Genomic DNA, 23,113 nt, shown 5'->3' with positions numbered 1-23,113 from the left:
TCTATTTCTTCTCCAAAAACTCTTGATATCTATCGCAAATCTCTTCTGTTTCTCCAAAAGCAATTTGTTTTCCCTTGTCCAACCATAGTACCTTATTGCACATCCGTCTGATCTGATCCAGCGAATGGGATACCAGTATAGTTGTGACCCCGCCATTTATAACTTCCAGCATTTTCTCTTCACTTTTTTTTTGAAAAGCACCGTCCCCAACCGAAAGTACTTCATCTAAGATAAGAATTTCTGGTTTTACTAAACTTGCTATGGAAAAGGCCAGCCTGGATTTCATACCGGAGGAAAGCTGTTTAAAGGGTCTGTCTTGAAACTCATCAAGCTCGGCAAAGGATATAATCTCAGGATATTTTTCATTCATAAACTCTCTTGTATATCCCAGCATGGCACCACGTAGGAAGGTGTTCTCCTGCACAGTTAAATCTCCATCAAACCCGCTTCCTAGCTCCAAAAGGGCAGATATATTTCCATTTATTTTCATACTACCTTTTGTAGGCACCATAATGCCGGATATAGCTTTCAACAGGGTAGATTTTCCGGCGCCATTGCCGCCAACGATACCTACCATATCTCCTTTTTCCAAGGAAAAGCTCACGCCATCTACTGCCCAAAACTCTCTGACGTGATAGTTTTTCTTGACCTTTCTCATAACGTATTCTTTCAGGCCAATATCTTTAAAATCCCCTAAAATATACCGAATTGATATATCATTTGCTTCTATAATCATCCTACCCTATACCTTTACTTATACATAGTATAAAAATCTATAATTGTATTTTTTATAAATAGCAGCACCTATTACAGCTACCAAAATGGCATAAAAGCCGCATAATAAATGGAACTGTATAGATGGTATGATACCCTCTATGACAATCCACCTAAAGTAAGTTATATACACGTATATTGGGTTGAAATAAAACAGTGGAAGCAGCTTGCCAAAGGCCGTCGCTGGGTAAAATATCGCTGACAAGTACATAACAACTTGAGTAAAAATCGAATAAAGGTATTGAATGTCCCTAAATAGAACAAATAAGGCGGATAAAATCAAGCCCATGCCAATATTAAACACGATAAGGCACCCAATGGGATATACTAAAAATAAAATTTTCCAGGTAAAGTCCACTTGATCTATTGCTGCAAAAATGAAATATACGATAAGAACTATGGCAAAATTTATAACAGCTGAAATATTTTTGGAGAGCAGAAATAAGTATTTGGGTACATTTACTTTTGTGAATATATCCGAGTTTGCTATTAGGGAGGTCATACCTCCATTTGTTGCCTCTGTAAAATAGTTAAAGACAGCCCAACCCGAAAACAAATATGTTGTAAAATGCTCCATATTTCTTCCAAAAAAGTTCGTAAATACGATGCTCATAACTAATAGCATCAGTAATGGTGATAAAATGCTCCAAAGCATCCCAAGGCTGGTCCTCTTGTATTTCTTCTTAAAATCTCTTTTTACCAATTCTTCAAAAAGAAATTGATGCTTTTTAGCCTTATTATAAATTTCCTGCCACATTCAATGAATTCTCCCCTATGGATATTTCTATCCTATCTATCCTTATACATCTTTTCATAATATGTTTGATATTCCCCATTAATTATGTGCTCCCACCATTTTTTATTGTTTAAATACCATGTAATGGTTCTCTTAATCCCCTCTTCAAAATCAGTTGTAGGCAACCACCCCAGCTCCTGGTAAATCTTTGTCGGATCGATTGCATATCTTAAATCATGCCCGGCCCTGTCTGTCACATAAGTGATTAAGTCTTCGCTGGCATCCAGCTCTTTGATAATGGTTTTTACTACCTCCAGATTTGTCCGTTCATTGTGCCCACCGATGTTATAGACTTCACCAACTTTCCCACTGTGAATGATAAGGTCGATGGCTCGACAATGGTCTTCTACATAAAGCCAATCTCTCACATTTTCACCTTTTCCGTAGACTGGAAGGGGCTTTCTATTTAATACATTTGAGATCATCAATGGAATGAGCTTCTCTGGGAAATGATAAGGTCCATAATTATTCGAACACCTCGAAATAGTTACCGGCAGTTTATGGGTTCTATGATATGCCTGGACCAAGAGATCTGCACTTGCTTTTGAAGCGCTGTATGGGCTTGACGTATGAATAGGCGTTTCTTCGGTAAAAAACAAGTCTATTCTGCCAAGGGGCAAGTCACCATATACTTCATCCGTCGAAACTTGATGATACCTCCTTGTGCCATATTTTTTGCAAGCATCCAGCAAGACCTGTGTACCCATCACATTTGTTCTTAAAAATATCTCAGAATCCTCTATGGACCGATCTACATGACTTTCCGCAGCAAAATTAACCACAATGTCAGGGTTTTCTACTTCAAAAATCTTATAGATTTCTCTTCTGTCAGTAATATCTGCTTTTATAAATTTAAATTTCAGATTATCCATAACAGGCTTAAGTGTCTCCAAATTCCCTGCATAAGTAAGGGCGTCTACACAAACGATGTCATACTCCTTATGCTCCTTAAGCATATAATGCACAAAATTGCCGCCTATGAACCCAGCTCCGCCTGTTATCAGTATCTTCATAATTGAACTCCCGCTTTTAATACTTTGCGACAACGTCGCATGTCAATGAATGCAATCATTATACCACATAATCCCCAGACAATCGACTTAAATTTCAATCATTATTCTTATATTCCATGTCGCTCTCAATCTCTTCTCATGCGTTCTACGGTTTTTTCCTCTTGATTATTGCTTGCCCTCTTCTTATCTTTATTCGCTTGCTTACCGCCGCTTTTGTCCGACTTGTCTTCTTCCCCCGACTCGTCGAAATCAATACCAAGCATTTTCCAAACTTCCGGGCTAGTGCCCCCTATTACGCTAACTCCCATAGCTCCTCCTTTTTACCTCTCCTCCTCATACACAGCCAGTACAGTCTCTATTACCTGCTTCAATCCGAATTCTCTTGCCTTGACCTTATTGTTCTCTGCTATTTGCCAAGCATGCTCTCGATCCTCTGTCAAACGTAAGACAGCCTCTGAGAATCCCTGGTCATCACCAAACCCATACAGGTAGCCATTGATTCCCGGCTCAATCAAATCCTTATGCCCCTTCACATCCGTTGCTACTACTGGCAGCCCCATAGCCATGGCCTCCATAATGTTAAAGGGCAGCCCTTCGCTTCTGCTAGCCGATACACAAATATCTGACAGATAATAATAATATTCCAGATTTTTTACGTGACCCAGAAACCGCACTCGATCACTTAAGCCCAAATGCTCCGCCCGCCGCTGACAGACTTCCCAATACTCACCCTGTCCGGCCAAGAGGAATTTCACTTTTTGAGGAAGCAACTTCATGGCCTCGATGAGCATTTGTTGATTCTTTCTTTTTGAAAACTCTGCAGCGTAAATCAGCGTTATATTATCTGGATCAACTCCTAGCTTCTTCCGCTCTTTTTGGCGCGTAACGCCAAACGGGACCAATCTTTCCACGCGATTTGACTCTTTTCCTTCTGCCGCCTCATCTCCTCGGGCTTCCTCCTGTTGACTGAATCGAACTTCTTCCTCAATTCTATTTCGAGAAAACCGTTCTGCGTCAATACCAAACCCAGGAATTAGCACCAATTTATTTTTATATAAATGATATTTTTCTGCTATCTCATAGTCTTGTCGATTCATTACTACTAAGATATCAGTTACTGATCTTGTCAACTTTTCCGCCCATAATAAAAGACTGCGCTTAAGGTAAGGAGAATATTCATCAAATAAATACCCATGTACCGTGTTGATAACCTTCACCTCTTTCCTGCCAGACATTAAAACAGATATCCGTACAAAAAAGGCAGCCAGAGACGTGTGAACACTTATCACATCGTATTTTTCTTCCTTTAACAAGCGTATCAGCTGGACCGTGCACTTTATATTCTTAAGAGAAGTCATTTTTTTTTCAAAGGGAATAATAATCTTCTTTCCATTCAAAAATTCTAACCTCTCACAAGTCCCCGCTGCGGCTGTATCCACTTCAAATCCAGATTCCTGCAATCCTTTTATATATGGTATATGAAAGCTGCGTATGTGCCCATAGCTGGAGGCCACATAAAGTATCTTTTTCATGTATGTTTCTCTCTATTTCACAGTTTCGATATTTTTGTTTGCTTCGGATAGTATATCACAAAAAATTTAGTTTTGCGACTGAAATGCGGTGATGGCTGTTTCCTCCTATTCTAGCGTGAAAAACTTTCCAAGACTATCTATCACCCTTGCGTTTAGGCGCTTACACGTGATTTACACATCAAAAGTGCAATCACTGTTAATTATTTAAGAAAGATTTAATATTTGCATCCACATCTTTTGTTATAATGTAATTAAGTAAAATTATGATCAATGTAAATCATAAAATACAGGAAATAGATAGCCACTTACAGACAAGAGGAGGAAACTTAGAGATGAAAAAACAATTATTTATAGCGCTTCTGGCTACCACCCTAATGGTAACAACTATACCAGCTACCGCTTTAACAGCAGCCAATACTGTTACCAACACAGTCCCTGCAGTAACAGCCCCAACAACAACCAGCACAGGGGCCATCACCAAAACTACAACTTCAGACGCCGCCAGCAAAACCACAGATTCCGCTATCGAAAGCACCACTACGGAATCCACAAGCTCCGACCCTACAACCCAAAAGGCAACTGCCACAACAGATTCCGGCATAACTACTGACTCCACCAAAGCTCAACCCCCGGAAACCACAACAACATCAACCACTGAATCCCTTGCACCCGCCACCTTATCACTAGAGGGGGCTTACAAAAAAATGCTGTCCGACAGCCCTCAGGCCATCTTGGCTAAATACACCATGGATTCAGAGCTTTCCGTAGCCAAAGGCTACAGTGAAAAGATTTCCTCCATAAACAAAACAGAACGAGCTGCTAAAGATCCCAGCTTATCAGAGTCAGACAGGTTAGCTGCCTCTTGGAGCATTGATACCGCCAACAAGATTATGCTGCAAGCTCAAAAAGACTTTGGAAAGACGCAAGCACCAAAAAATTATGAAGCCTCCATCAATCAGCTAAAATCAGACACCTACGAAAAATATTATAATTACAAATATACTGAAGCTCAAGTTCAGGTAGCCAAAGATAATCTGACTAGAACCCAGGAAGTCTATAATAGCACTATGCTGAAATATAAGTTAGGCAACGTATCTCGCTTGGATACTCTAACAGCAGAAACCGCTCTCAACGCAGCGAAAGATGACTATGCGGTAAAGGTCAATGAGTTTGAAACAGAAAAAATGAACTTTAATCTTTTTATGGGCTACGGTATTCACCAAAAGATCACCTTGACCGACAGCTTGGCGCCTTTAGCTTTTCCTACTAAATCTTTGGAAGATTCTGTGAAGGAGGCTAAGTCCAACCGAAACGAAGTTAGCGAAGCCAATTACAACGTTCAGATGGCTCAACATGCCATGAATGACGTCAAAGCATATCCTAGCAGCTCGGCCACGTACATCTCTGCTAAAACCGTGTTGCAGATGGCTCAGGAAGTGGCTAAAACAAAGCCTGAAAGTATCGAAGTGGACGTACGGACAAAATACATGGATATGAAACAAAAGTATGATGCAATCAGCTCTGGAAAGGTATCTTATGAAAATTCTAAGGAAGCCTCTAGGCTAAGTCAATTGCAATATGACAGTGGCCTTATCACGGTTACGGAGTTGTCCGAAACCAACCTGAAAACTTTCGAAACCCAGCAGGCCTATTACAAAACTATACTAGATTACAATTTAGCAGTGGACGTTTATGTCCTTTCCAGCGGAATTGGTACCAAAACTGCTTCCATTAATTAAGATTATGGGCAATATAAGTTGAACTTCTGAGTATTTTAACAGGGGTTCTCATGCAGGCAGAAGAAATTTTTGCCTGCATTTTTTATTAGATTTAATTCTTGCAAATTTGTTCTTTTCATCGAGGCAATTGCAATTTACCCATCTCTGAGATATAATAAAGTGGCTATAATTAAAATTGTACATTGGGGGAATTTATACATGAAAAATAAAAACAAATTGGGGAATAAAGCTACTTCTTCTAAGCAGCAAGGCAACACGCATATGCCCCACAAATCTGTGACCTCCGGACGAAAATCCGATTATCTTTATTCCATGAGTATGGCACCGAGAATAGACGAGGCATCTCACTGGTTCCAGATGTTACCGGCCTTGTTTTTTACAGCCTGCATCATCACTATTGTCAGGATGCACGACTACCAACGTCCTATGAGCCAATTTTTTTGGACTAACAGCGGTAACGACTTGACCGAATTTTTTAGTTATTACAAGATGGTGGCTATTGTGATTTGTGCAGTGCTGGCGCTAGTGTTTCTGCTGTACCGGGTTTTTACCCAGTCCTTTTTCATCAAGCGTTCGTCTTATTACATACCTATGGGTGTGTATATGCTCTTTGTAATGATTTCCCATGGATTGTCGGAATACAAGGATTTTTCCCTGTGGGGGTGGAATGATCGATTTGAGGGTACGGTTACCCTCCTGGCATACATGGTTATGTTGTTTTTTGTGATAAATACGATAAACCATGAAAGAAATGTGAAATGGATTATCTATCCTACAGCGGCAGTCAGCTTTCTGCTGAGTCTTTTGGGGCTTTCTCAAGCTTTAAATCACGATTTTTTTCAAACTTCATTAGGGAAAAAATTGATTACGCCTACTTGGTTCTGGGACCAAGTAGATAGCCTTACTTTTACTTTTAAGAACCGAGAGATCTATCAGACGGTTTACAATATTAATTATGTATCCTTTTATCTAACCCTACTGTTGCCACTTTTTGGACTACTGTTCATCCATTCTGTATCGAAGGGCAAAACTGAACCTTTCTGGAAGAAACTTCTATGGGCAGGCCTCTTTGGTTTAAATATGTATAATCTCATTGGCTCCCAGTCTTCGGGTGGATTTCTAGGGATGTTTGCTGTAGTGGTCATTGCCATAATACTGTTAAACAAAACAATAATCAATTGGTGGAAGCCGCTGATTAGCCTATTAATCCTTACATTAATTATCGGAGGTATTACTTATGAACGATGGATGCCGGAATTAACCGGAGCCGCCCACGGTGTTCTGGGTACGGAGCAAACGAACAAAACAGAGACAAAAACAGATTCGGACAGTTCTTCTGACAGAGGTTATATCGACTACATCAGTACAGAAGGCAACGATATTAATATAAGCTATGAAGGCAACGCTGTAACATTCACCACTTATCCTCAAAACCCCATAGCTATTAAAATTACCGATGGGGATGGAAAAGATTTAAACATTACCCCCCTTGAAAGCCCTAGCAATACCTTCCGTATTGACGATGAACGGTTTGCCAACTTCATTATCGGTCCAGCACAAGACTCTGCCGGCATCAACTACTTTATTATCAGCATTGATGACACCGAATGGACCTTTGCCATCATAGAAGGCCAAGATGTCCGCTACCGAAATACCCTGGGCAATCTGGTTCCTTTGAGCAAAGTCCCTGCCATAGGATGGACAGATAATCAAGACTTTGGCAGTGGCCGAGGCTATATTTGGTCGCGGACCCTCCCAATGATGAAATCTACTGCCTTGATAGGTCACGGCGCAGACACCTATTGCATTTATTTCCCTCAAAACGATTATGTAGGAAAATACAATGCAGATTGGAAGCTAAATATAGTCACTGATAAACCCCACAACATGTATCTCGATGCCTGGATTGGTACCGGCGGGATATCCGTACTGGCACTGTGCGCCCTCTGGTTGATTTACATCGCCCAAAGCATCCGCTGTTTCTGGAAACGTGAATTTCATACCTTTACGGAATACACTGGACTTGGAATCTTCTTGGGGATTTGTGGTTTCTTAGTCTCTGGTTTTGTAGACGATTCTACTGTTTCGGTCATGCCGATGTTTTATGGACTTTTAGGTACAGGAATTGCTATCAATATCATGTTAAAAAAGGGACAGCGTATTTAGTGTAGTTATACTTGATGATTTCGGGAGAACTAAAATATGGATAAATACGAAGATGTTGCTGAACTGCTCCAACAATATAATGACACAATGGAGAAAGCAAAGATTCGGCAAGAAGGTGCCGAAGAAGGTCTAGCGATAGGACTTAAAGAAGGAAGGCAACAGGGACTTCAGCTAGGTATGTACCGGGCACTACGGGCAGTTTTTACCCGTCTAGTAAAAAAGGGGATGAAACCGAACGAGATTTCTAAATTGCTGGGATACAGTGAAGCCGAAATTCTTAAAGTTTTAGATAAGAATCCAGATGGTTCAGATAGACCCTTTGCTGAAACGCTCCCCAAAAAAAGGAAAAGGGGATCAACGGAGCCTGTAAAGCGTTGCTTCTATGTGGATCTCCCCGAAGATAAATAAGTATTTTGAAGTAATCGCCTAAGGCTTGGACTTATTAGGCGATTATTTTTTATTATCAAAAGACCAGCAGGATTGTTCCTGCTGGTCTCTAAGCCTTGTATTTCTTAATAATTTTGCACCACCAAGTGCATCTTATCATTGTTAAAACGATTTCGGATATTCACCGAATAATTCTTGTAATACTCGTCGATAACGTATTCGCCATACAACTCCTCTGTTAGCGAGGTCTTGCCAATTACCATCAGAGTCCGGCATGGCAAATTGCGAAAGTCTGCCGCCAATCGCCGATGCTGTTCCTCATCAAAGCCATTCGCCATATCTACATTGCCATAATCATTGAATACACAGTCATACGGGGGATCCAGAAACATAAAATCATTTTCCTGAGCCATATCAAAAATCTGACTATAATCCACATTGAACAACTCTGCCCCTTGGAGCAAATCACTATGCTGCTGAGTCATCAACCGGGTATTGAAATTAGGGTAACGACCAAAGGGCACATTATACTCTCCACTGTTATTGTAGCGAATCATTCCCGAATAAGCTGTCTTATTGATAAAAAAATACAGCACCCCATCCAGAAAAGTCTCATCGGGATGATTATATAAAGTCCGTAACCGGTAATAAAGCTCTTCATTGGCGTTAGGCACTATAGCCTCCGGCTGTAAAAGCTTTCTCTCCTTAAAATCTGCTTGATTTGCCTCATATTCCGATTGTAGCTGATTGAGCTGTTTTCTCATCTCGGGGTAATGGTTTCGGAGCTCTGAATAAAAATTGATCAACCGAGTATTGACATCGTTGAGGATGGCACAGTCTGGTTCCAGGTAGAAATATACGGCTCCCCCACCAAAAAAAGGTTCTAGATACCGATCAAAATCATCAGGTATATACTGTAAAAAACGGGGAATTTCACGAAACTTACCACCGCGGTATTTTAATACTGGGTTCATTGTCTCCCCCTCCTACTTATTTTTAATCATCTGACAAACATGCCGCACCTCATCCGCCATCAAATTGGTCGAACAAGGCACGTTTAATATGTGGTCTGCATAATCTATTGCTTTATCAATTTTATAGTGCTGAGCATCCTTATACGGCTCTAAGGTGTGAATCAACTTCCACACTGGCCGGCACTGAATGCCATTTTCAATAAGGCGGTGCATAAGTTCATCCCGACTTTCACCAAATCGTTTATCATCGATATACAGGGAATAAAACCAATGATTGGCTCTTATGCCCTCTCTGAAAGGCAGCAGGGAAACCAATCCGTCCTCCGCTAAGTCCTTCAACTGCTCTTGGTATACCCGATAGTTCATCTTCTTGGTCTCAATGAACTGCTCTAACTGATCCATTTGGCTAACTCCCAAAGCTGCCTGCAAATTAAGCATTCGGTAGTTGTACCCCACCTCTCCATGAACAAAAAAAAGCATTTCTTCCGCTGAGGTCTTCTTGGCCGTTATCGTCAAGTACCGGGCTTCATCCAGGTATTCCTGATTGCGGGATACAATCATGCCACCACCACCGGTAGTGATAATCTTATTGGCATTGAAAGAGTACACCCCCATATCCGCCACCGTACCAGAAAAATACCCTTGATATTTACCTTCTGCATAATAACTGCCCAAGGCCTCTGTGGCATCCTCTAGAACTTTTAGGTTATACTGCGCCGCAATAGCCATAATCCGTTCCATCTGAGCTAGATTTCCAAAAATATGTACCACTACAATGGCCTTAACGGTTCGCCCTGTGACCTTATTAATCAGCTGATTTCCCTCCAGCGCACACTCCTCCGCACAGAAAGATTCCAATTTCTCTGGATCCATGCATAAGGAATCGTCACAGTCCATAAACACCGGCTCTGCGCCCAGATATTTTACTGGGTTTACCCCTGCCACAAAGGTTAACGTAGGCACTAGGACCTCATCACCAGCACTCACACCCAAAATCCGCAGTGCCACATGAAGACCCGCTGTTCCACTTTGAGCTGAAACAGCATCTTTAATGCCTACATAAGAGGCCATCTTCTGCTCAAATTCTGCAATAAATCGGCCTCCCGTAGATACCCATCCAGTTTCAATACACTCCCTCAAATTATCTACTATCTCTATGTCTAAATTAGGTACACTTAACGGTATCTGCTTCTTTTCCATTTGCTTACCCTCTTAAAATTTTCCTATTTATTTGTCCGAACCACCTTGCACGGATTTCCATAGGCAATAACGCCATCTTCGATGTCTTTAGTGACAACACTTCCTGCTCCTATAACGCAACATGAACCAACCGCATGCCCCAACGTTACAATAACACCATCATCAATTAAAGTATTTTCCTTTATGGTAACTCCTCCGGATAAAACCACTCCTGAGGCGAGGTACACATGATCTTCTACAAGATTATCATGATTAACCTGAGTCCCTGTATTTACAACTACGTTGTCTCCTATAACAGGATTAGGAGTTATTAAACACCCGCATTCAATCAATACTCCATCACCAATTTTTGCCTGTGGTGAAATTACTGCATTAGGATGTATAATGTTGACTGCCTCCCATCCATTGTCTACCATAGTCTGAAAAGCAATTTTTCTATATGCCATATTGCCAAAACCAATAAAGAACTTATTGGTTTTGTATCTCTCCCTAACAACCTCTAAACTTTTAGGCGAATAATCTCCCACAATCTGAATGCCTTCAAATTGCTGCCCAACTTTACTGAAATCGGCATCCAAAAAAGCAGCGACATTATATCGGTCTTGCTCTGCAATGTTATACAGCACAACTCTGGCATGTTGCCCACTACCTAAAACAATTATGTTCTCTTTCATCGCTTCTCTCCTTAGTTATGGCCTGTAAAGTCTTCTGCTGTAGCTTGCCCCTCTTGGTTGATATCTGCTCTAGAAAAAACTTTTTTAATTGTAGTCCCTATAATCTTTAAATCAACTAAAAAGGAACAATGATTCACATACCAGATATCCAACTTAAATTTCTCCGTCCAACTTATGCTGTTTCGCCCATTCACTTGAGCCCATCCAGTCAAACCCGGCCTCACATCGTGCCTCCTGCGCTGCTCTTCATTATACAAGGGCAGATACTGAACTAAGAGTGGTCTAGGTCCTACAAAACTCATATCCCCTTTTAAAATATTCCATAACTCCGGCAACTCGTCCAAAGAGGTTGCTCGAAGCCTCCTGCCAAAACCAGTCAGTCGAATCTCATCCGGCAGCAAATTACCATCTGCATCCCTTTTATCTGTCATGCTTCGAAACTTATACATTCGAAAAATTTCACCATGGAATCCTGGCCGCTCCTGCCTAAAAATCGCAGGCGTTCCAAGCTTTTTACGAACCAATATAGTAACAATCAAAAATAGTGGTGATAAAACCACCAATGCTATCAATGAAATACATATATCGAAAAATCGTTTGATTACTTGATTATACATTTACTAATTCCTACGTTCCTATTTAATATAGGGAATTAGGCTCCCCTTATCCCCTATCTATTATAACCTGATTAGTCAGAAGATACAAGGAGAAGGCCTTCTTTAAAGTTGCCCCTCTCTATCAGTTCGTCCTTTTTTGACAGCTTCTATGATTTCCTCTATCTTGTTATAAGTCTTGTCTCTATTAAATAAGGCCTCTCCCATTTTCCTGCTGTTTGCGGACATGGCTTTCCGAATCTCACTATTCTCCACGAGAAAACATATTTTTTCTGCTACAGCTTCCGCATCTCCACTTTTGCAAGTAAAGCCTGCCTCAAAATCATTTAATAGCCTTTTATACTCCTCACTGTCCTGCGTAGAGACTACTGGCAATCCAGCAGCGGCGTAGTCACCATGCTTGTTAATGATGCTGGCCATCGATGTCCCAGCAATTGGATTAATCGCAATGTCCGCATCCTTTAAGTAAGCAACCATATCTTGATAATTTAATCGGCCCTTAAACACTATGTTTAATTTTCTGTCTCGTGCATACTGCTGAAACTCATTTAACAGGGGGCCATCGCCCAAAACCCAAAAAGTGAGTTGAGCAGCTCTACTTAATTTCTCAATTGCAACTCTGTACGCATCCATGGCGCACTTTAAATCATAGCTATGACCTAATGTTCCTATGTACATCAAACGTATTTCATTTTCCTGCTTTGCTTCACTTAACGGAGAAATGCTGTCAAAAGCATCAAAAGAAGTCCCCAAGTAAATTGCTGAACCCGGCGACTCAAGTGTTCTCACAGCTGCTGCCCTTTTACAATAGGTTTCCGATACAGCAACAATCTCTGTCGCATTCCTGTAAATATAGTCCGCCATCTTTTTAATTGGGTAATAAATGAGCGAACCTACAATGGGTGGATTAAAAACTAATTTAAAAGCGTCTGGCCAGATATCCTGAATATCAATAATAATAGGAATATCTTTGTTTTTAGCATATCTAACTGCAGAAAAAGCACCACTTAAAGACGGAACGGCACAATATATGATTGCTGGCATCTTTTCCAAAGCCTCGAGATATCTTCTTATATTACGACCATAAATATAATGACTGTAAAACCTTTTCAAACATATATTCTTCTTGTATCCTGGTTCCTGAATGTAAATAAGCTCATAGTTGCCAAGTTTTTCACTTTGTTTAGATGTATGCTTTTTCTGTGTATGAAAAAAGGCCGAAGTAAGTACTTTGACAGAATAGCCTATGCCCAATTTATTAGCAATGTACTTAAACCGGTCATTGTCTTTCACAAGATTCTTTACTCCACTCTCTATATCCTCCCCGCCAGAAAAATGAGATATAATCAGTATAGTCTCTTTATTGCGGTCCACCTTCCTCCTCCTTTATAATTTCGTCATCCAATATATATTCTATCTCCAATTTTTTCAATAAATGCTGCCAAACTCTTTTGGTACTGTTACCATCTGCATACTTGTGAAAAAAGCGCGTCCCTGCCTTCCTTATTTCCGCATACTCATCTTTTCCGTCTTTTAATTGCTGAAAATACGGAATTAACTCCAACAAATTGTTACATTTAGGTCCTGGTGTCATTTGATCGTTGTTATAATCTATAACTAAGCCTCGCTGCACAATATACTGTTCTAAATCAAAAGTATAGAAACATACTGGTCTGTTCAATAAAAGATAATCTACAAAAATCGAGCTATAATCGGTTATCATATAATCCGAAATGACTAAAGCTTCCTGACTGTCTCCCATAATCTCATTCCCGCAGTATATAAAGTTGGATAGGCCTTCAATCAGTTCTGTCTTTATTGTCGGGCCACAGTAATGCGGGCGATACAGTAGCACGAGATTTAATCTACGCAATTCTTCATTGAACTTTTCCAACATCTTACGAGACATCGGATCCTTCTCTATCTCATACTCTCTCCATGTAGGCGCATAAAGGACCAACTGCGTGTCATCTGATAACTCATGTTCCTTATAAAATTTACACTTAGATTCGCTTATGTATGCTTCATCAAATAAGCGGTCATTTCTTGGTAAACCCAATGGCAGGTATTCTGCATGATGCTGGGTAGTATCGGAACTATAATAGTAGGTTTTCTCAAAATCAGAGAGTGTTATAAATGTATCTAATTTTTCTAAAAAAGTTTTTTCTTTTACCTTAAATCTAAACGTTTTTGTTTCTCCTTCTCCCGGAGTCTTCTTCGTACCATATCCATGAGAAAGTTCAATTCCTCTAGAAAAACGGCTTAAAAAATTCCCCTCACTATCACTTACCCAATAATCAACCTTTCTATCCAACAATAATCTTGGATAAAATAATGCCAAATTGCGTCTAAGGTATGCACTTTTCTTCTCTACACTTGTAGCAGCAATACTTTGACTATCAAGAAAAATAACTTCTAACTCTGGAAGCTTATCTTTCAAAAATCTTTCATAGAAATCATTTAAATTCCATATATTCCCTTTTATTTTTCCATATGCTGTATAAAGCAATAATCTTTTCTTCAATGCTTACCTCCTTGAAAAATGGTTTAATTTTTGTTCCACTAAAATATCTATCGTGTCCTTTACTCCGTCATTTTCCAATGGTCTCCAACCTAAATTGATTAACTTTGTATTATCTAGTACTGCACGGGAAATTGTTGAATACCCTCTGGTTTCAAGGTCAGATGCGTTCTGAAAAACCAAATCAACCTTTGTGAGCTGGCATATCTTTTCTGCAAATTCTCTAATCGTCATTTGATATTTTTTATCAGAAATATTATAGGCCTCTCCGCATCTTCCTTTAACGAGTACCGTCAGTATAGCATTCACACAGTCGACTACATAGCAATGTGAGCGTTCTATGTTCCCTGCACTTTTGAGAAGAATATCTTCTTTTCTTATAGATTTCTGTAGAAATTGTGAAATGGCTCTGCTGTCATGTTCTAACATAGTTGGTCCGAAAATATGGCATGGCCTTGCAATAACACAATCCATATTTTTTTGACTTATATAGCTTTGACAAAGTGCCTCAGCGGCTCTTTTGCCAGAAGGGTAGCATGCCCGAGCACTAGAATAGTCGACAGGCCCATTGTAACTCTCTATGAAATCCGATAGCTTGTCATCTGGCTGCCCATAAAATTCCCCGGATGAAATAAACAAAAATCGTTTTACTCCATGTTCTGCCCCATACTCCAACAAATTTTTAGTTCCAATTATATTTGACAACATGGTTTCAATGGGATATTGTGCGTAATTTACCGGATCAGCGTAACTGGCAGCATGAATAATATAATCAATATTCATATCAAGGTTTAAGCTTTGCTTATTATCGCTGGCATCAAATATGATTGGTATAAATCTATCATCATGGCATAAAGGACTAAAACGCTGGTTTAACTTCTCCAAAGTTCTTGATGTCGCTATTATTTTCAAATTAAAGCCTTTTTCATTAAGTTTAGAAAGTGTATCAATGATGCAACTTCCTATCATCCCTGTAGCACCGGTAACTAGTATTGTTTTGTTCTCTAATTGTCTTAACTCAGTCAGATTAATACCACCTAGAGAATTTTTATATTTTTGGCTCTTAATTATATCCATATTTATAATCCGCCTTTCTGCGAAAGGCATCGATTGGGTTATGAAACATTGTCAATCCCCATGCCCTTTTGCTCCTTTTTGTGTTATTCTCCTCTTGTAAGCTGCTGGCATACTACAGAACCTGATGGGGCTGTATAGCGGCAACCCCACATATTTATATAAGTCGGTTAATGAAGCTAAGGTTTTAACGAAGACGCAGGCTCTGGAACTTTTAAAAAAAGAGGATACACAATAATAGATGATCTTTCTGTCACTATTTAATCCCAGTTTTGCAATAGTAATTTATGTTATTCGGTAATTGTAAATGGCTTATTTGCTATCCGCTTTTTTATTAGTTGCTCACTACTTTTGGTTTCAAACTTTTACCTACTTTAACCAAGTATCCTTTTCCATCTTTATGTAGGTTTTAAAAAGCTCTAAATCCTCTTTAGTCGTAAGCTTGATATTTTTTTCTGAACCTGCTGCGAAATGAAGAATCTCACCTAAATCTACCATTAATGTATTGGCGTATGTTGATGCTTCAATTCCAATATTTTCATTAAAAGCTTTTTCATATGCCCATAAAATTTTATCAAACTGATATGCTTGGGGAGTAGAAACTCGTCTCAAACTATCCCTAGGTATATATTCCTTCGTTGTAATCGCATCTTCGGTAATAAATATTTGCTCTGTATATGGCAATGAGGTTACTGCATTCCCATATTGTTTCGCTTTAACGATAATATCGGATAAAACAAAGTCATCCACCAATGGGCGAATCCCGTCGTGCACAATAACAATGTCGCAATCTGAGCAAGTATTCTTAAGGTGAAAGACTCCATTTCTTATGGACTCCTGAGCTGTATTGCCGCCAGATATTACCCACTTTAATTTTGTAATATTAAATTGCTTTGCATATGCATATAAAATTTCATGCCACCCATCTAGACATACAACTTCTATGGCATCAATCTCTGGATGCTTTTCGAACGCTTCTAGCGTATATATCAATACCGGCTTGTCGTAGACATTTAAAAATTGTTTTGGGATATCCTGGTTCATCCGTTGGCCGCTGCCCCCCGCAATTATTACCGCAATATTCATATCTTTCAAATTTACTCCTTTAATATATTTGGCTTACTTAATAGAGAACACTATTAAGGCTTTCTTCGGGATTTACCCTAATTAACGCAGCATTTTAATTAAATCTGCTTCTTCTACTTTAAAAAGTTTTAGCAATACCAGATATACCCCCGATGCAAATAACACAACCAACATCATCTTAATGAATTCTGCCTGTACAGCAGCCGAGATAAATCCATACAGTCCATAAGAGAAAGCCACAGCTAGTCCTGCGGAAAAAAGTATACAAGCTAGCTTCTTTTTTGAAGCAAAAATCACTATATCCCTATATTTATATTTCATGTAAAAAAGTAGCAAGCACACATTAAACCCAGACGCCAAACTAGAGGCTAGGGCTAGCCCTTCATGTTTCATCGGATCAATCAATAAAAAATTTAACACAATATTAAAACCAACACTTATAATACCAAAAATCATCGGGACTTTCATATTATGCATAGCATAATATACTTTCGTCAAAAACTGACTCATTGCAATGAAAATAAGTCCCAACGAATAATAAAAAAAAGCTCCTGATGTCATTGCCGTGGCTCCAGCATTAAAAGCCCCTCGCTCATACACAATATGAATAATTTGCTGACTATACAACATGGCCCCTAACGAGCAAGGAACCGCAATCATCATTACCAAACTAGAACCTAATCCTACTAAACTATTAAAGCTTGTCTTATCGTGAGTCGCATGAGCCTGTGTCAGCTTTGGATAAATAATCGTAGAAATCACCGTTATTGTCACAATAATAATCATACTGTCAATCAAGTTAGCATAATTCAATGCCGCAATGCTTCCTTCTCGTAAATGTGAAGCTAACGTCCGGTCTATAAACTTACTGATTGAGTCAACTGAACTTCCTAGAAAAATAGGGAGCGCTAACGAGATTACTCCATTGGCTTCTCCTTTTAATGAAAAAGCATGTCTATGTCGATATCCCTTTTTCTTAGCCACCGCAAATATACAGATAAAACGTAATAGGTTTCCGATTAGAATACCATAGGCAATGTAATAGTATGAGGTATATGCACTAATAACAATGGCAATAGCACTAGCAATGCTAATAAAATATCCACTGATAATCTGCGGAATAAAAACGCCTCGATACTGTAGGTATGGCTCCAAAATACCTGTTATAGAAGAAAAAATAATGTATGAAAAGATAATTTTTGTATAGTAACTAGCCAATCTGGCCGTCTCACCTGTAAATCCACTAGCACAAACGTTTATAATTTGATCAGAAAATAAAATGCCTACAAAAGATATTCCGATTGTTATTATCAAAAGTAAGTTAATAACCTGTGATGTTAAAACCTCACCCGCCTCTTGTCCTTTTTGCGCCACTACTTTGGAATACAAGGGCATATATGCAGCTGTAATAGACATAATCAAACCACCGAAAAGCAAGTTTAAAATAGTAGTAGACATGGCAAAAGCATCTACAATATAACTGGTCCCAAAATAATTTGCCATCACCAGTTCTCGAACAAATCCAAAGCATTGAGATCCCAAGGTCAGCACAGACATCACAGCCGCTGTTTTTATCATATTTTCTTTCATTGCTGTCCCTTTTCCCTTAAAATTCATTTTTATCAGCATTTCACACGGTATATGTCCTTAAGGCTACACCGTTCTAACCGCTAAGCTTATTATAACCTTAAATTACAGCGGATACAAGGCAAACCACCTTTTCAGCATTTACGGAATATTCGGCAATTGCTCATCAAAATAAAATAGGATAACCTGAGATATAGAGAAAAATGGGATAGGATGATATATTTTTATCATGCAGTGGATATTTTATACATTTTAGAACGTAACTATCCATATTTAAAACAAAGGAAAGGGAGATGTAACCCATGAATATTGCGTTAATCAAAGCCAGCGGCATCGGTTCATGAATGCTGGCATGAAATCTTGAGATCATATGCAAAAAAATTTGGTATTACCAAATTAACAAGAATCGTCAATGGCGGTGAAACTTCTTTAAAATCTATTCAAGCGGGCATACAGGAGCTTAAAGAATATTGTGCTCCGGATGATACCATCTTAATTCATGATGGAAACAGGCCCTTAGTGATCGCAGACATCATTTCTGATGTTATTGCACAAAGCAAAGTATACGATTCTGCAGTTGCAGCCGTTCCATGCGCAGATGAAGTCATGGTAACGGATGGCGTTGGCATGTAATCCTCACAATTTCTAGACCGCAAAACCCTTTATCGCATACAAACTCCTGATGCTTATAAAATGAACTTGCTTAACGAATTATTTCATATGGCGAGTGAAGAACAATTATTATCTCTTGGTGCAACAAATACACTTATGTTTGAATTAAATAAAAAGGTTCACTTTGCACAAGGCTCGGAAGTAAATATTAGATTGACTACACAAGAGGATATCATCTTATGTGAGTCTCTTTTAAATCTTAGAAATAAGAGTATCAACAATATATGATTGGAGAAATAAAATAGAATGAAATATACAGAATTACTTAGCTTAAAACTGCCCTGGAAAAAACTGCAGCATGCAAACATCCTATTGACGGGCGGAAATGGATTAATTGTTTCCAGCTTTGCCGATGCATTAATGGAGCTAAACAGCAAACTTTCTTTAGATTTAAATATATATGTTTTGTGCAGAAATGCCGAAAAAGCTGCCCAACGTTTTGGGGCATATAAAGCTATAGACCATTTTCATTTAATTATCCAAGATGTTTCTAGTCCATTAGATCTTGATATTCATTTTCAATATATTTTTCATGGAGCAAGCTCAGCAGACCCCGAGGCCTTTAACTCCGTTCCCGTGGATGTGATGAAGTCAAATTTTCTCGGTACGCTGAATTTACTGCAATATGCTGCACAATATTCCAATTCCCGATTAATATTTATATCAAGCTCCGAGGTATATGGAGAAAATCTAAATGGAGTAGAAAAATTCAGTGAAGAAATGCCTGGACAAGTCGATTACACAAAATTCCGATCTTGCTACCCAGAAAGCAAACGAGCTTCTGAAACTCTTTGTATGAGTTTTAAAAAACAATATAACTCCGATGTTGTGATTGTACGGCCCGCTTTTATTTATGGAAAAGATATTCTTGATTCAAATACACGAGCTGATGTATATTTTCTTAGACAGGTTCTTCGTCATGAAGATATCCCCATGTACAGTGAAGGAACACAAGTCCGTTCCTATTGCTATATAAGCGATTGTATCTCTGGTATGCTCTATGCTGCCCTCCTAGGTGACAGTGGTGAAGTCTATAATATTGGAAATGAAAAAAGCATTGTTACGTTAAAAGAATATGCACAAGCTCTTGCGGATATTGGCGGCGTAACTCTCCGTTATGAGCCGAGATCAGCTCCCTCCAATGTCATATTTCTTAAAACGCAAAGGTGTGTATTAGACACCCAAAAACTAGAGCAATTAGGCTGGCAACCTAAATACGGGTTAAAGGAAGGAATTCAACATATGTTATTTGGCTTTAAGGAATAAAGCAACTGTAAAATACTAGAACAATCAAAGCATAGTTTGTCAGAAGACAGAATTAAATCCACTAATTTTATGTAGCCTCTCTTTTAGTGGTATTTACCATATATAATGGTCTGTTTCGGAATCTGCCTGAACTTCTATTATGAATATTAATACTATAAATCTAAAACAAAAGACGAGCTTTCGCTCGTCTTTTGAAATATTATTGATTTAGAATCTTATTCAAAATCTGAAGGTCTAGCAACAATTACAACGTCATAACCGTCTTCATCGTCATCTACTTCATATAAAGTAACGCAATCGCCCTTCTTAATGGAACCATTCTTGTATTCCTTATCATCAGTTACCTGATAAATGATAACCTTGGAAGAAAGTGCATAGTCACCATTATTGATAGATCTCTTACCATCAACAGATGTAACGTTAATGTTCTTTACTACCTGAACATCTTTAGCTTCGCTACTACCTTCGTGCTGGTCAGTAATCAACTCTGCTCTGGTGATAAGACCCTTCGCATCAACCTTTACTTTGTATAGGTTAGCTGTGATACCAACACCCTTAACGTAAGCCGGATTGTCAGTTTCCTTAGCGCCATCGCGGTTCTTAAAGATGTTAGTGTCACCATCAGTGAAGCTCTTCAGGCCCTTACCATCAATATATCCAACAACTTCCCAAGCCTTGTCGTTATCGTCATTAGAGGAAAGGTTTACTTCATTGAATACAGCGTAAGAAGAATCTCCGCCCTTAGCATGTTCATCACTAACGATCATTGCAACAACCTTAGTCTTTACAGATAAGCCATCGCCATCATCAAATAACAGAACAACCTTGCCAATGTCTTCAGTAGTGTCAACCTTGTCGATAGTAGTTACGTCATAATCCTTAGATGAATCATTAGTTCCTGGTGTACCTTCATAAGTGAATACGACTACATCCTTGTCAATCTTAGCAGATCTTGTTGTTGTACCATCGTTCCACTTAACAACACTGATGCTGTCTAAAGTAGTGTTCGTTGAAACAGCAGCATTTGTGTTAACTTCTGTAACCTGACCACTCTTGTCTAAACCATATCCAATTACAGATGCGTGAGTAATAGTTGAGAATGGATCATCAAGATCAAATGTGAATGTCTTTTCTGTTCCATCAGCAAGCATTAACTTCGCCTGATCATCGATAGTTGAAGCTACCTTCTCAACTACAGCATAGTTGTTAGCAGAAGTTGCATTGTCAAACTTATAAACATAGCCTCTGCCATCCAGGAATGCCTTTACATCATCTGATACGGCATCAGCAGTAACGCGATCTTCATCTTCTGGAAGGTCATTGATAACGTCAAGAGCATTCTTGTAAGTGTTAGCTCCAATAGCAAACTTAGTTGCTACATCGTCCTTAGCGTTCTTGAAGTTCTTAACAACACCTTCAGCAACCTGAGTACCTACTTCAATTCTTCTGATGTTCTTATCGGAAGAAGAGTCAGCGTATACGTATACGATGTTGTCAGCCTTAATCTCGGATAAGCTCTTAACACCAACTAACTGGAACTGAGTAAAGTCAATGTTGTCATCGTCGTCAAGAGCAAAGTCAGAACTCAATAAGCTCTGGTCATCCTTGATGTCTGCGATGTCATCAGCTTCAATCTGGTCTGCATAAGTTACATTCCAAGCAACAACAGAATAGATTTCCTTTACAGTCTTACCAGAAATGTCTCCGCTAAGAACATATTCTTTAGTCTTGTCAATAGCAGAAATGCTAGTAGCATTATCTGTTTTTGTACCATTCTTGATTACAAAATTAACATCTTCAACCTTAATATTGTAGTCTTTTTCTTCATCAGTAGTCTTAAACTCATCGTTAGCTGTAAATCTACCAACAATCTGTTCGCAATCCTTAGCAATAAATGCTACGATTTCTTTGTCATCGTTCTTGTAGATTGTACCATACTTACCAATGTGCTTAGCAATGTTAATTAATGAATCATCATAATCAACATCAGCACCTACAACACCCAGGGATCCTTCACAGTTTAAACCGGAAGATAACAGAGTTGTAGGAGTTCCTGCCTCTTTAGCAGGATCGCTGGAACCAACTACTGGAGTCTTATCCCAAAGCTTTTCAGTCTTACCATCTGAGTTTACAGCGACTTTCTGTACGCCTAACACATTGTAGATAACCTGAGCAGCATTAGCCTTGTCAACGCCAGTAGCATCTTTTGCTACATCGTCATACAGCTTTAATTCCTGAGCCTTTGTTACATAGTTAGATGGCCAAACACCAGTTAACTCAGCACTGTTTGCAGTGTAACCAATAGCTCTCAGGGCCATTGTTACAGCTTCATTTACAGTGATAGTCTTTCCTGGCATAGCGTTACCAGCTCCGTCACCCAGCATGATACCCTTGGAGTTGGTAAATGCTAAGTAAGGCACTGCCCAAGTGTATCCAGTAGTGTCCTTGAAGCTTGATGTTGCATAAGCAGCAAGTGCACTGTCAGGAATAGCCAAAGCTCTTGTAATCATAGCAGCAAACTCTGCTCTGGTTACAGCCTTCTCTGGCTGGAAGGTACCGTCTGGATTACCAGTTACGATTCCTAAATCATAGTTTACTTCAATAGCTTCTTCGTTAGCATTTCCAGAGATATCGCTTAATTCCTTAAGCTCTGTGGAAGTTCCTGCGAAAGCCATAGAGAAACTGGACAGTACCAGTGCTAAAATTAGCACAAATGAAAGTACTTTCTTCATTTCTAATATTCCTCCTTTAGAATAGTTCTTCGAAGGGGTTTTCGTTTTTTTATTGTGAGCAAACCACCTTCCCCTTCCGAAGATAATTTGACATGTTGAATGGGATATGATTTAGAGATACCTCCGCTCATAACCTATCATAGTGAATTATACCCTGTGCGAATTGCCTTCGTCAACCTATGGGACGAAATGTAACAAAACTGTAACAGACAGTTCTACCAACCCCTTTCCCAAGAGTTTTAAAGCATTTCTTGGTACATTGCTATTATACCAAAAATTTTAGCGATGTCTATTACAGCAATGTTA

19 protein-coding genes and 1 pseudogene are annotated in these 23,113 nt (G+C 39.1%); 5 read left to right on the top strand and 15 right to left on the bottom strand.

The genetic code is table 11. From position 1 onward, the window contains the following. Position 1: 1 nt before the first annotated feature. From Ami103574_RS02025 to Ami103574_RS02005, 5 genes are all read right to left on the bottom strand, one after another. Positions 2-736, bottom strand: a complete 735-nt coding sequence (locus tag Ami103574_RS02025) for an ABC transporter ATP-binding protein (protein ID WP_163065082.1) — start codon at positions 734-736, stop codon at positions 2-4. 18 nt (positions 737-754) lie between these two features. Continuing rightward, complete coding sequence (locus tag Ami103574_RS02020; protein WP_163065081.1) at positions 755-1,531, bottom strand: ABC transporter permease; 777 nt, start codon at positions 1,529-1,531, stop codon at positions 755-757. A 32-nt stretch (positions 1,532-1,563) separates the two neighbouring features. Then, the gene (gene rfbB / locus Ami103574_RS02015; RefSeq protein WP_163065080.1) at positions 1,564-2,583 is read right to left on the bottom strand and encodes a dTDP-glucose 4,6-dehydratase; all 1,020 of its coding nucleotides are present in this window, start codon (positions 2,581-2,583) and stop codon (positions 1,564-1,566) included. Between the two features lie 125 nt (positions 2,584-2,708). Then, positions 2,709-2,891, bottom strand: a complete 183-nt coding sequence (locus Ami103574_RS02010; RefSeq protein ID WP_163065079.1) for a hypothetical protein — start codon at positions 2,889-2,891, stop codon at positions 2,709-2,711. Positions 2,892-2,903: 12 nt separating this feature from the next. Beyond that, positions 2,904-4,115, bottom strand: a complete 1,212-nt coding sequence (locus Ami103574_RS02005) for a glycosyltransferase family 4 protein (protein ID WP_163065078.1) — start codon at positions 4,113-4,115, stop codon at positions 2,904-2,906. Between the two features lie 332 nt (positions 4,116-4,447). Between Ami103574_RS02005 and Ami103574_RS02000 the strand changes: the two genes are divergently transcribed. From Ami103574_RS02000 to Ami103574_RS01990, 3 genes are all read left to right on the top strand, one after another. Next, on the top strand, positions 4,448-5,854 hold the full coding sequence (locus Ami103574_RS02000) for a TolC family protein (RefSeq protein WP_163065077.1): 1,407 nt from the start codon (positions 4,448-4,450) through the stop codon (positions 5,852-5,854). 198 nt (positions 5,855-6,052) lie between these two features. After that, positions 6,053-8,020 (top strand): O-antigen ligase family protein, encoded by a 1,968-nt coding sequence (locus Ami103574_RS01995; RefSeq protein WP_163065076.1) that lies wholly within the window; start codon positions 6,053-6,055, stop codon positions 8,018-8,020. Positions 8,021-8,056: 36 nt separating this feature from the next. Further along, positions 8,057-8,428 (top strand): RpnC/YadD family protein, encoded by a 372-nt coding sequence (locus Ami103574_RS01990; protein ID WP_163065075.1) that lies wholly within the window; start codon positions 8,057-8,059, stop codon positions 8,426-8,428. Between the two features lie 104 nt (positions 8,429-8,532). Here Ami103574_RS01990 and Ami103574_RS01985 read toward each other — a convergent pair whose 3' ends face one another. From Ami103574_RS01985 to murJ, 9 genes are all read right to left on the bottom strand, one after another. Next, entirely contained in the window at positions 8,533-9,381 is an 849-nt protein-coding gene (locus Ami103574_RS01985; RefSeq protein ID WP_163065074.1) for a DNA adenine methylase, read from the bottom strand. A 12-nt stretch (positions 9,382-9,393) separates the two neighbouring features. Beyond that, positions 9,394-10,581: a LegC family aminotransferase gene (locus Ami103574_RS01980; protein ID WP_163065073.1), complete on the bottom strand. Its 1,188-nt coding sequence runs from the start codon at positions 10,579-10,581 to the stop codon at positions 9,394-9,396. A 23-nt stretch (positions 10,582-10,604) separates the two neighbouring features. Beyond that, complete coding sequence (locus Ami103574_RS01975) at positions 10,605-11,255, bottom strand: NeuD/PglB/VioB family sugar acetyltransferase (RefSeq protein WP_163065072.1); 651 nt, start codon at positions 11,253-11,255, stop codon at positions 10,605-10,607. A gap of 11 nt (positions 11,256-11,266) precedes the next feature. Continuing rightward, positions 11,267-11,872, bottom strand: coding sequence for a sugar transferase (locus Ami103574_RS01970; protein WP_163065071.1), 606 nt, complete (start codon positions 11,870-11,872; stop codon positions 11,267-11,269). Between the two features lie 102 nt (positions 11,873-11,974). Next, entirely contained in the window at positions 11,975-13,243 is a 1,269-nt protein-coding gene (locus Ami103574_RS01965) for a glycosyltransferase (protein ID WP_163065070.1), read from the bottom strand. Then, positions 13,230-14,393, bottom strand: a complete 1,164-nt coding sequence (locus Ami103574_RS01960; protein WP_163065069.1) for a CDP-glycerol glycerophosphotransferase family protein — start codon at positions 14,391-14,393, stop codon at positions 13,230-13,232. Before Ami103574_RS01960 ends, Ami103574_RS01965 begins: the two co-directional genes overlap by 14 nt. 3 nt (positions 14,394-14,396) lie before the next feature. Beyond that, complete coding sequence (locus tag Ami103574_RS01955; RefSeq protein ID WP_163065068.1) at positions 14,397-15,467, bottom strand: NAD-dependent epimerase/dehydratase family protein; 1,071 nt, start codon at positions 15,465-15,467, stop codon at positions 14,397-14,399. A 366-nt stretch (positions 15,468-15,833) separates the two neighbouring features. Continuing rightward, a complete protein-coding gene (locus tag Ami103574_RS01950) occupies positions 15,834-16,550 on the bottom strand; it encodes an IspD/TarI family cytidylyltransferase (RefSeq protein ID WP_163067897.1) in 717 nt (238 codons plus the stop codon). An 81-nt stretch (positions 16,551-16,631) separates the two neighbouring features. After that, the gene (murJ, locus tag Ami103574_RS01945; RefSeq protein ID WP_163065067.1) at positions 16,632-18,140 is read right to left on the bottom strand and encodes a murein biosynthesis integral membrane protein MurJ; all 1,509 of its coding nucleotides are present in this window, start codon (positions 18,138-18,140) and stop codon (positions 16,632-16,634) included. A 357-nt stretch (positions 18,141-18,497) separates the two neighbouring features. Here murJ and Ami103574_RS15775 point away from each other — a divergent pair. Further along, positions 18,498-19,037: pseudogene (locus Ami103574_RS15775) on the top strand (IspD/TarI family cytidylyltransferase). Between the two features lie 18 nt (positions 19,038-19,055). Then, positions 19,056-20,075, top strand: a complete 1,020-nt coding sequence (locus Ami103574_RS01930) for an NAD-dependent epimerase/dehydratase family protein (RefSeq protein WP_163065065.1) — start codon at positions 19,056-19,058, stop codon at positions 20,073-20,075. Between the two features lie 215 nt (positions 20,076-20,290). Here the strand turns inward: Ami103574_RS01930 and Ami103574_RS01925 are convergent, their stop codons facing one another. Further along, positions 20,291-22,807 carry an S-layer homology domain-containing protein gene (locus Ami103574_RS01925; protein ID WP_163065064.1) on the bottom strand — a complete coding sequence of 839 codons (2,517 nt, stop codon included), beginning with the start codon at positions 22,805-22,807 and terminating at the stop codon, positions 20,291-20,293. Positions 22,808-23,113: the final 306 nt, after the last annotated feature.

The organism is Aminipila butyrica (genome assembly GCF_010669305.1).
In the GTDB taxonomy this organism is placed as follows: domain Bacteria; phylum Bacillota; class Clostridia; order Peptostreptococcales; family Anaerovoracaceae; genus Aminipila; species Aminipila butyrica.
This window is presented reverse-complemented; position numbering and strand designations above follow the sequence as displayed.

Bases quoted from the DNA above. Each gene is read 5' to 3' on its own strand.
- Ami103574_RS02025 (WP_163065082.1), bottom strand. From the start codon at position 736: ATGATTATAGAAGCAAATGATATATCAATTCGGTATATTTTAGGGGAT.
- Ami103574_RS01925 (WP_163065064.1), bottom strand. From the start codon at position 22,807: ATGAAGAAAGTACTTTCATTTGTGCTAATTTTAGCACTGGTACTGTCC.
- Ami103574_RS02020 (WP_163065081.1), bottom strand. From the start codon at position 1,531: ATGTGGCAGGAAATTTATAATAAGGCTAAAAAGCATCAATTTCTTTTT.
- Ami103574_RS02005 (WP_163065078.1), bottom strand. From the start codon at position 4,115: ATGAAAAAGATACTTTATGTGGCCTCCAGCTATGGGCACATACGCAGC.
- Ami103574_RS02010 (WP_163065079.1), bottom strand. From the start codon at position 2,891: ATGGGAGTTAGCGTAATAGGGGGCACTAGCCCGGAAGTTTGGAAAATG.
- Ami103574_RS01930 (WP_163065065.1), top strand. From the start codon at position 19,056: ATGAAATATACAGAATTACTTAGCTTAAAACTGCCCTGGAAAAAACTG.
- Ami103574_RS02000 (WP_163065077.1), top strand. From the start codon at position 4,448: ATGAAAAAACAATTATTTATAGCGCTTCTGGCTACCACCCTAATGGTA.
- Ami103574_RS01995 (WP_163065076.1), top strand. From the start codon at position 6,053: ATGAAAAATAAAAACAAATTGGGGAATAAAGCTACTTCTTCTAAGCAG.
- Ami103574_RS01955 (WP_163065068.1), bottom strand. From the start codon at position 15,467: ATGGATATAATTAAGAGCCAAAAATATAAAAATTCTCTAGGTGGTATT.
- Ami103574_RS01975 (WP_163065072.1), bottom strand. From the start codon at position 11,255: ATGAAAGAGAACATAATTGTTTTAGGTAGTGGGCAACATGCCAGAGTT.
- Ami103574_RS01950 (WP_163067897.1), bottom strand. From the start codon at position 16,550: ATGAATATTGCGGTAATAATTGCGGGGGGCAGCGGCCAACGGATGAAC.
- Ami103574_RS01990 (WP_163065075.1), top strand. From the start codon at position 8,057: ATGGATAAATACGAAGATGTTGCTGAACTGCTCCAACAATATAATGAC.
- Ami103574_RS01985 (WP_163065074.1), bottom strand. From the start codon at position 9,381: ATGAACCCAGTATTAAAATACCGCGGTGGTAAGTTTCGTGAAATTCCC.
- rfbB (WP_163065080.1), bottom strand. From the start codon at position 2,583: ATGAAGATACTGATAACAGGCGGAGCTGGGTTCATAGGCGGCAATTTT.
- Ami103574_RS01980 (WP_163065073.1), bottom strand. From the start codon at position 10,581: ATGGAAAAGAAGCAGATACCGTTAAGTGTACCTAATTTAGACATAGAG.
- Ami103574_RS01970 (WP_163065071.1), bottom strand. From the start codon at position 11,872: ATGTATAATCAAGTAATCAAACGATTTTTCGATATATGTATTTCATTG.
- murJ (WP_163065067.1), bottom strand. From the start codon at position 18,140: ATGAAAGAAAATATGATAAAAACAGCGGCTGTGATGTCTGTGCTGACC.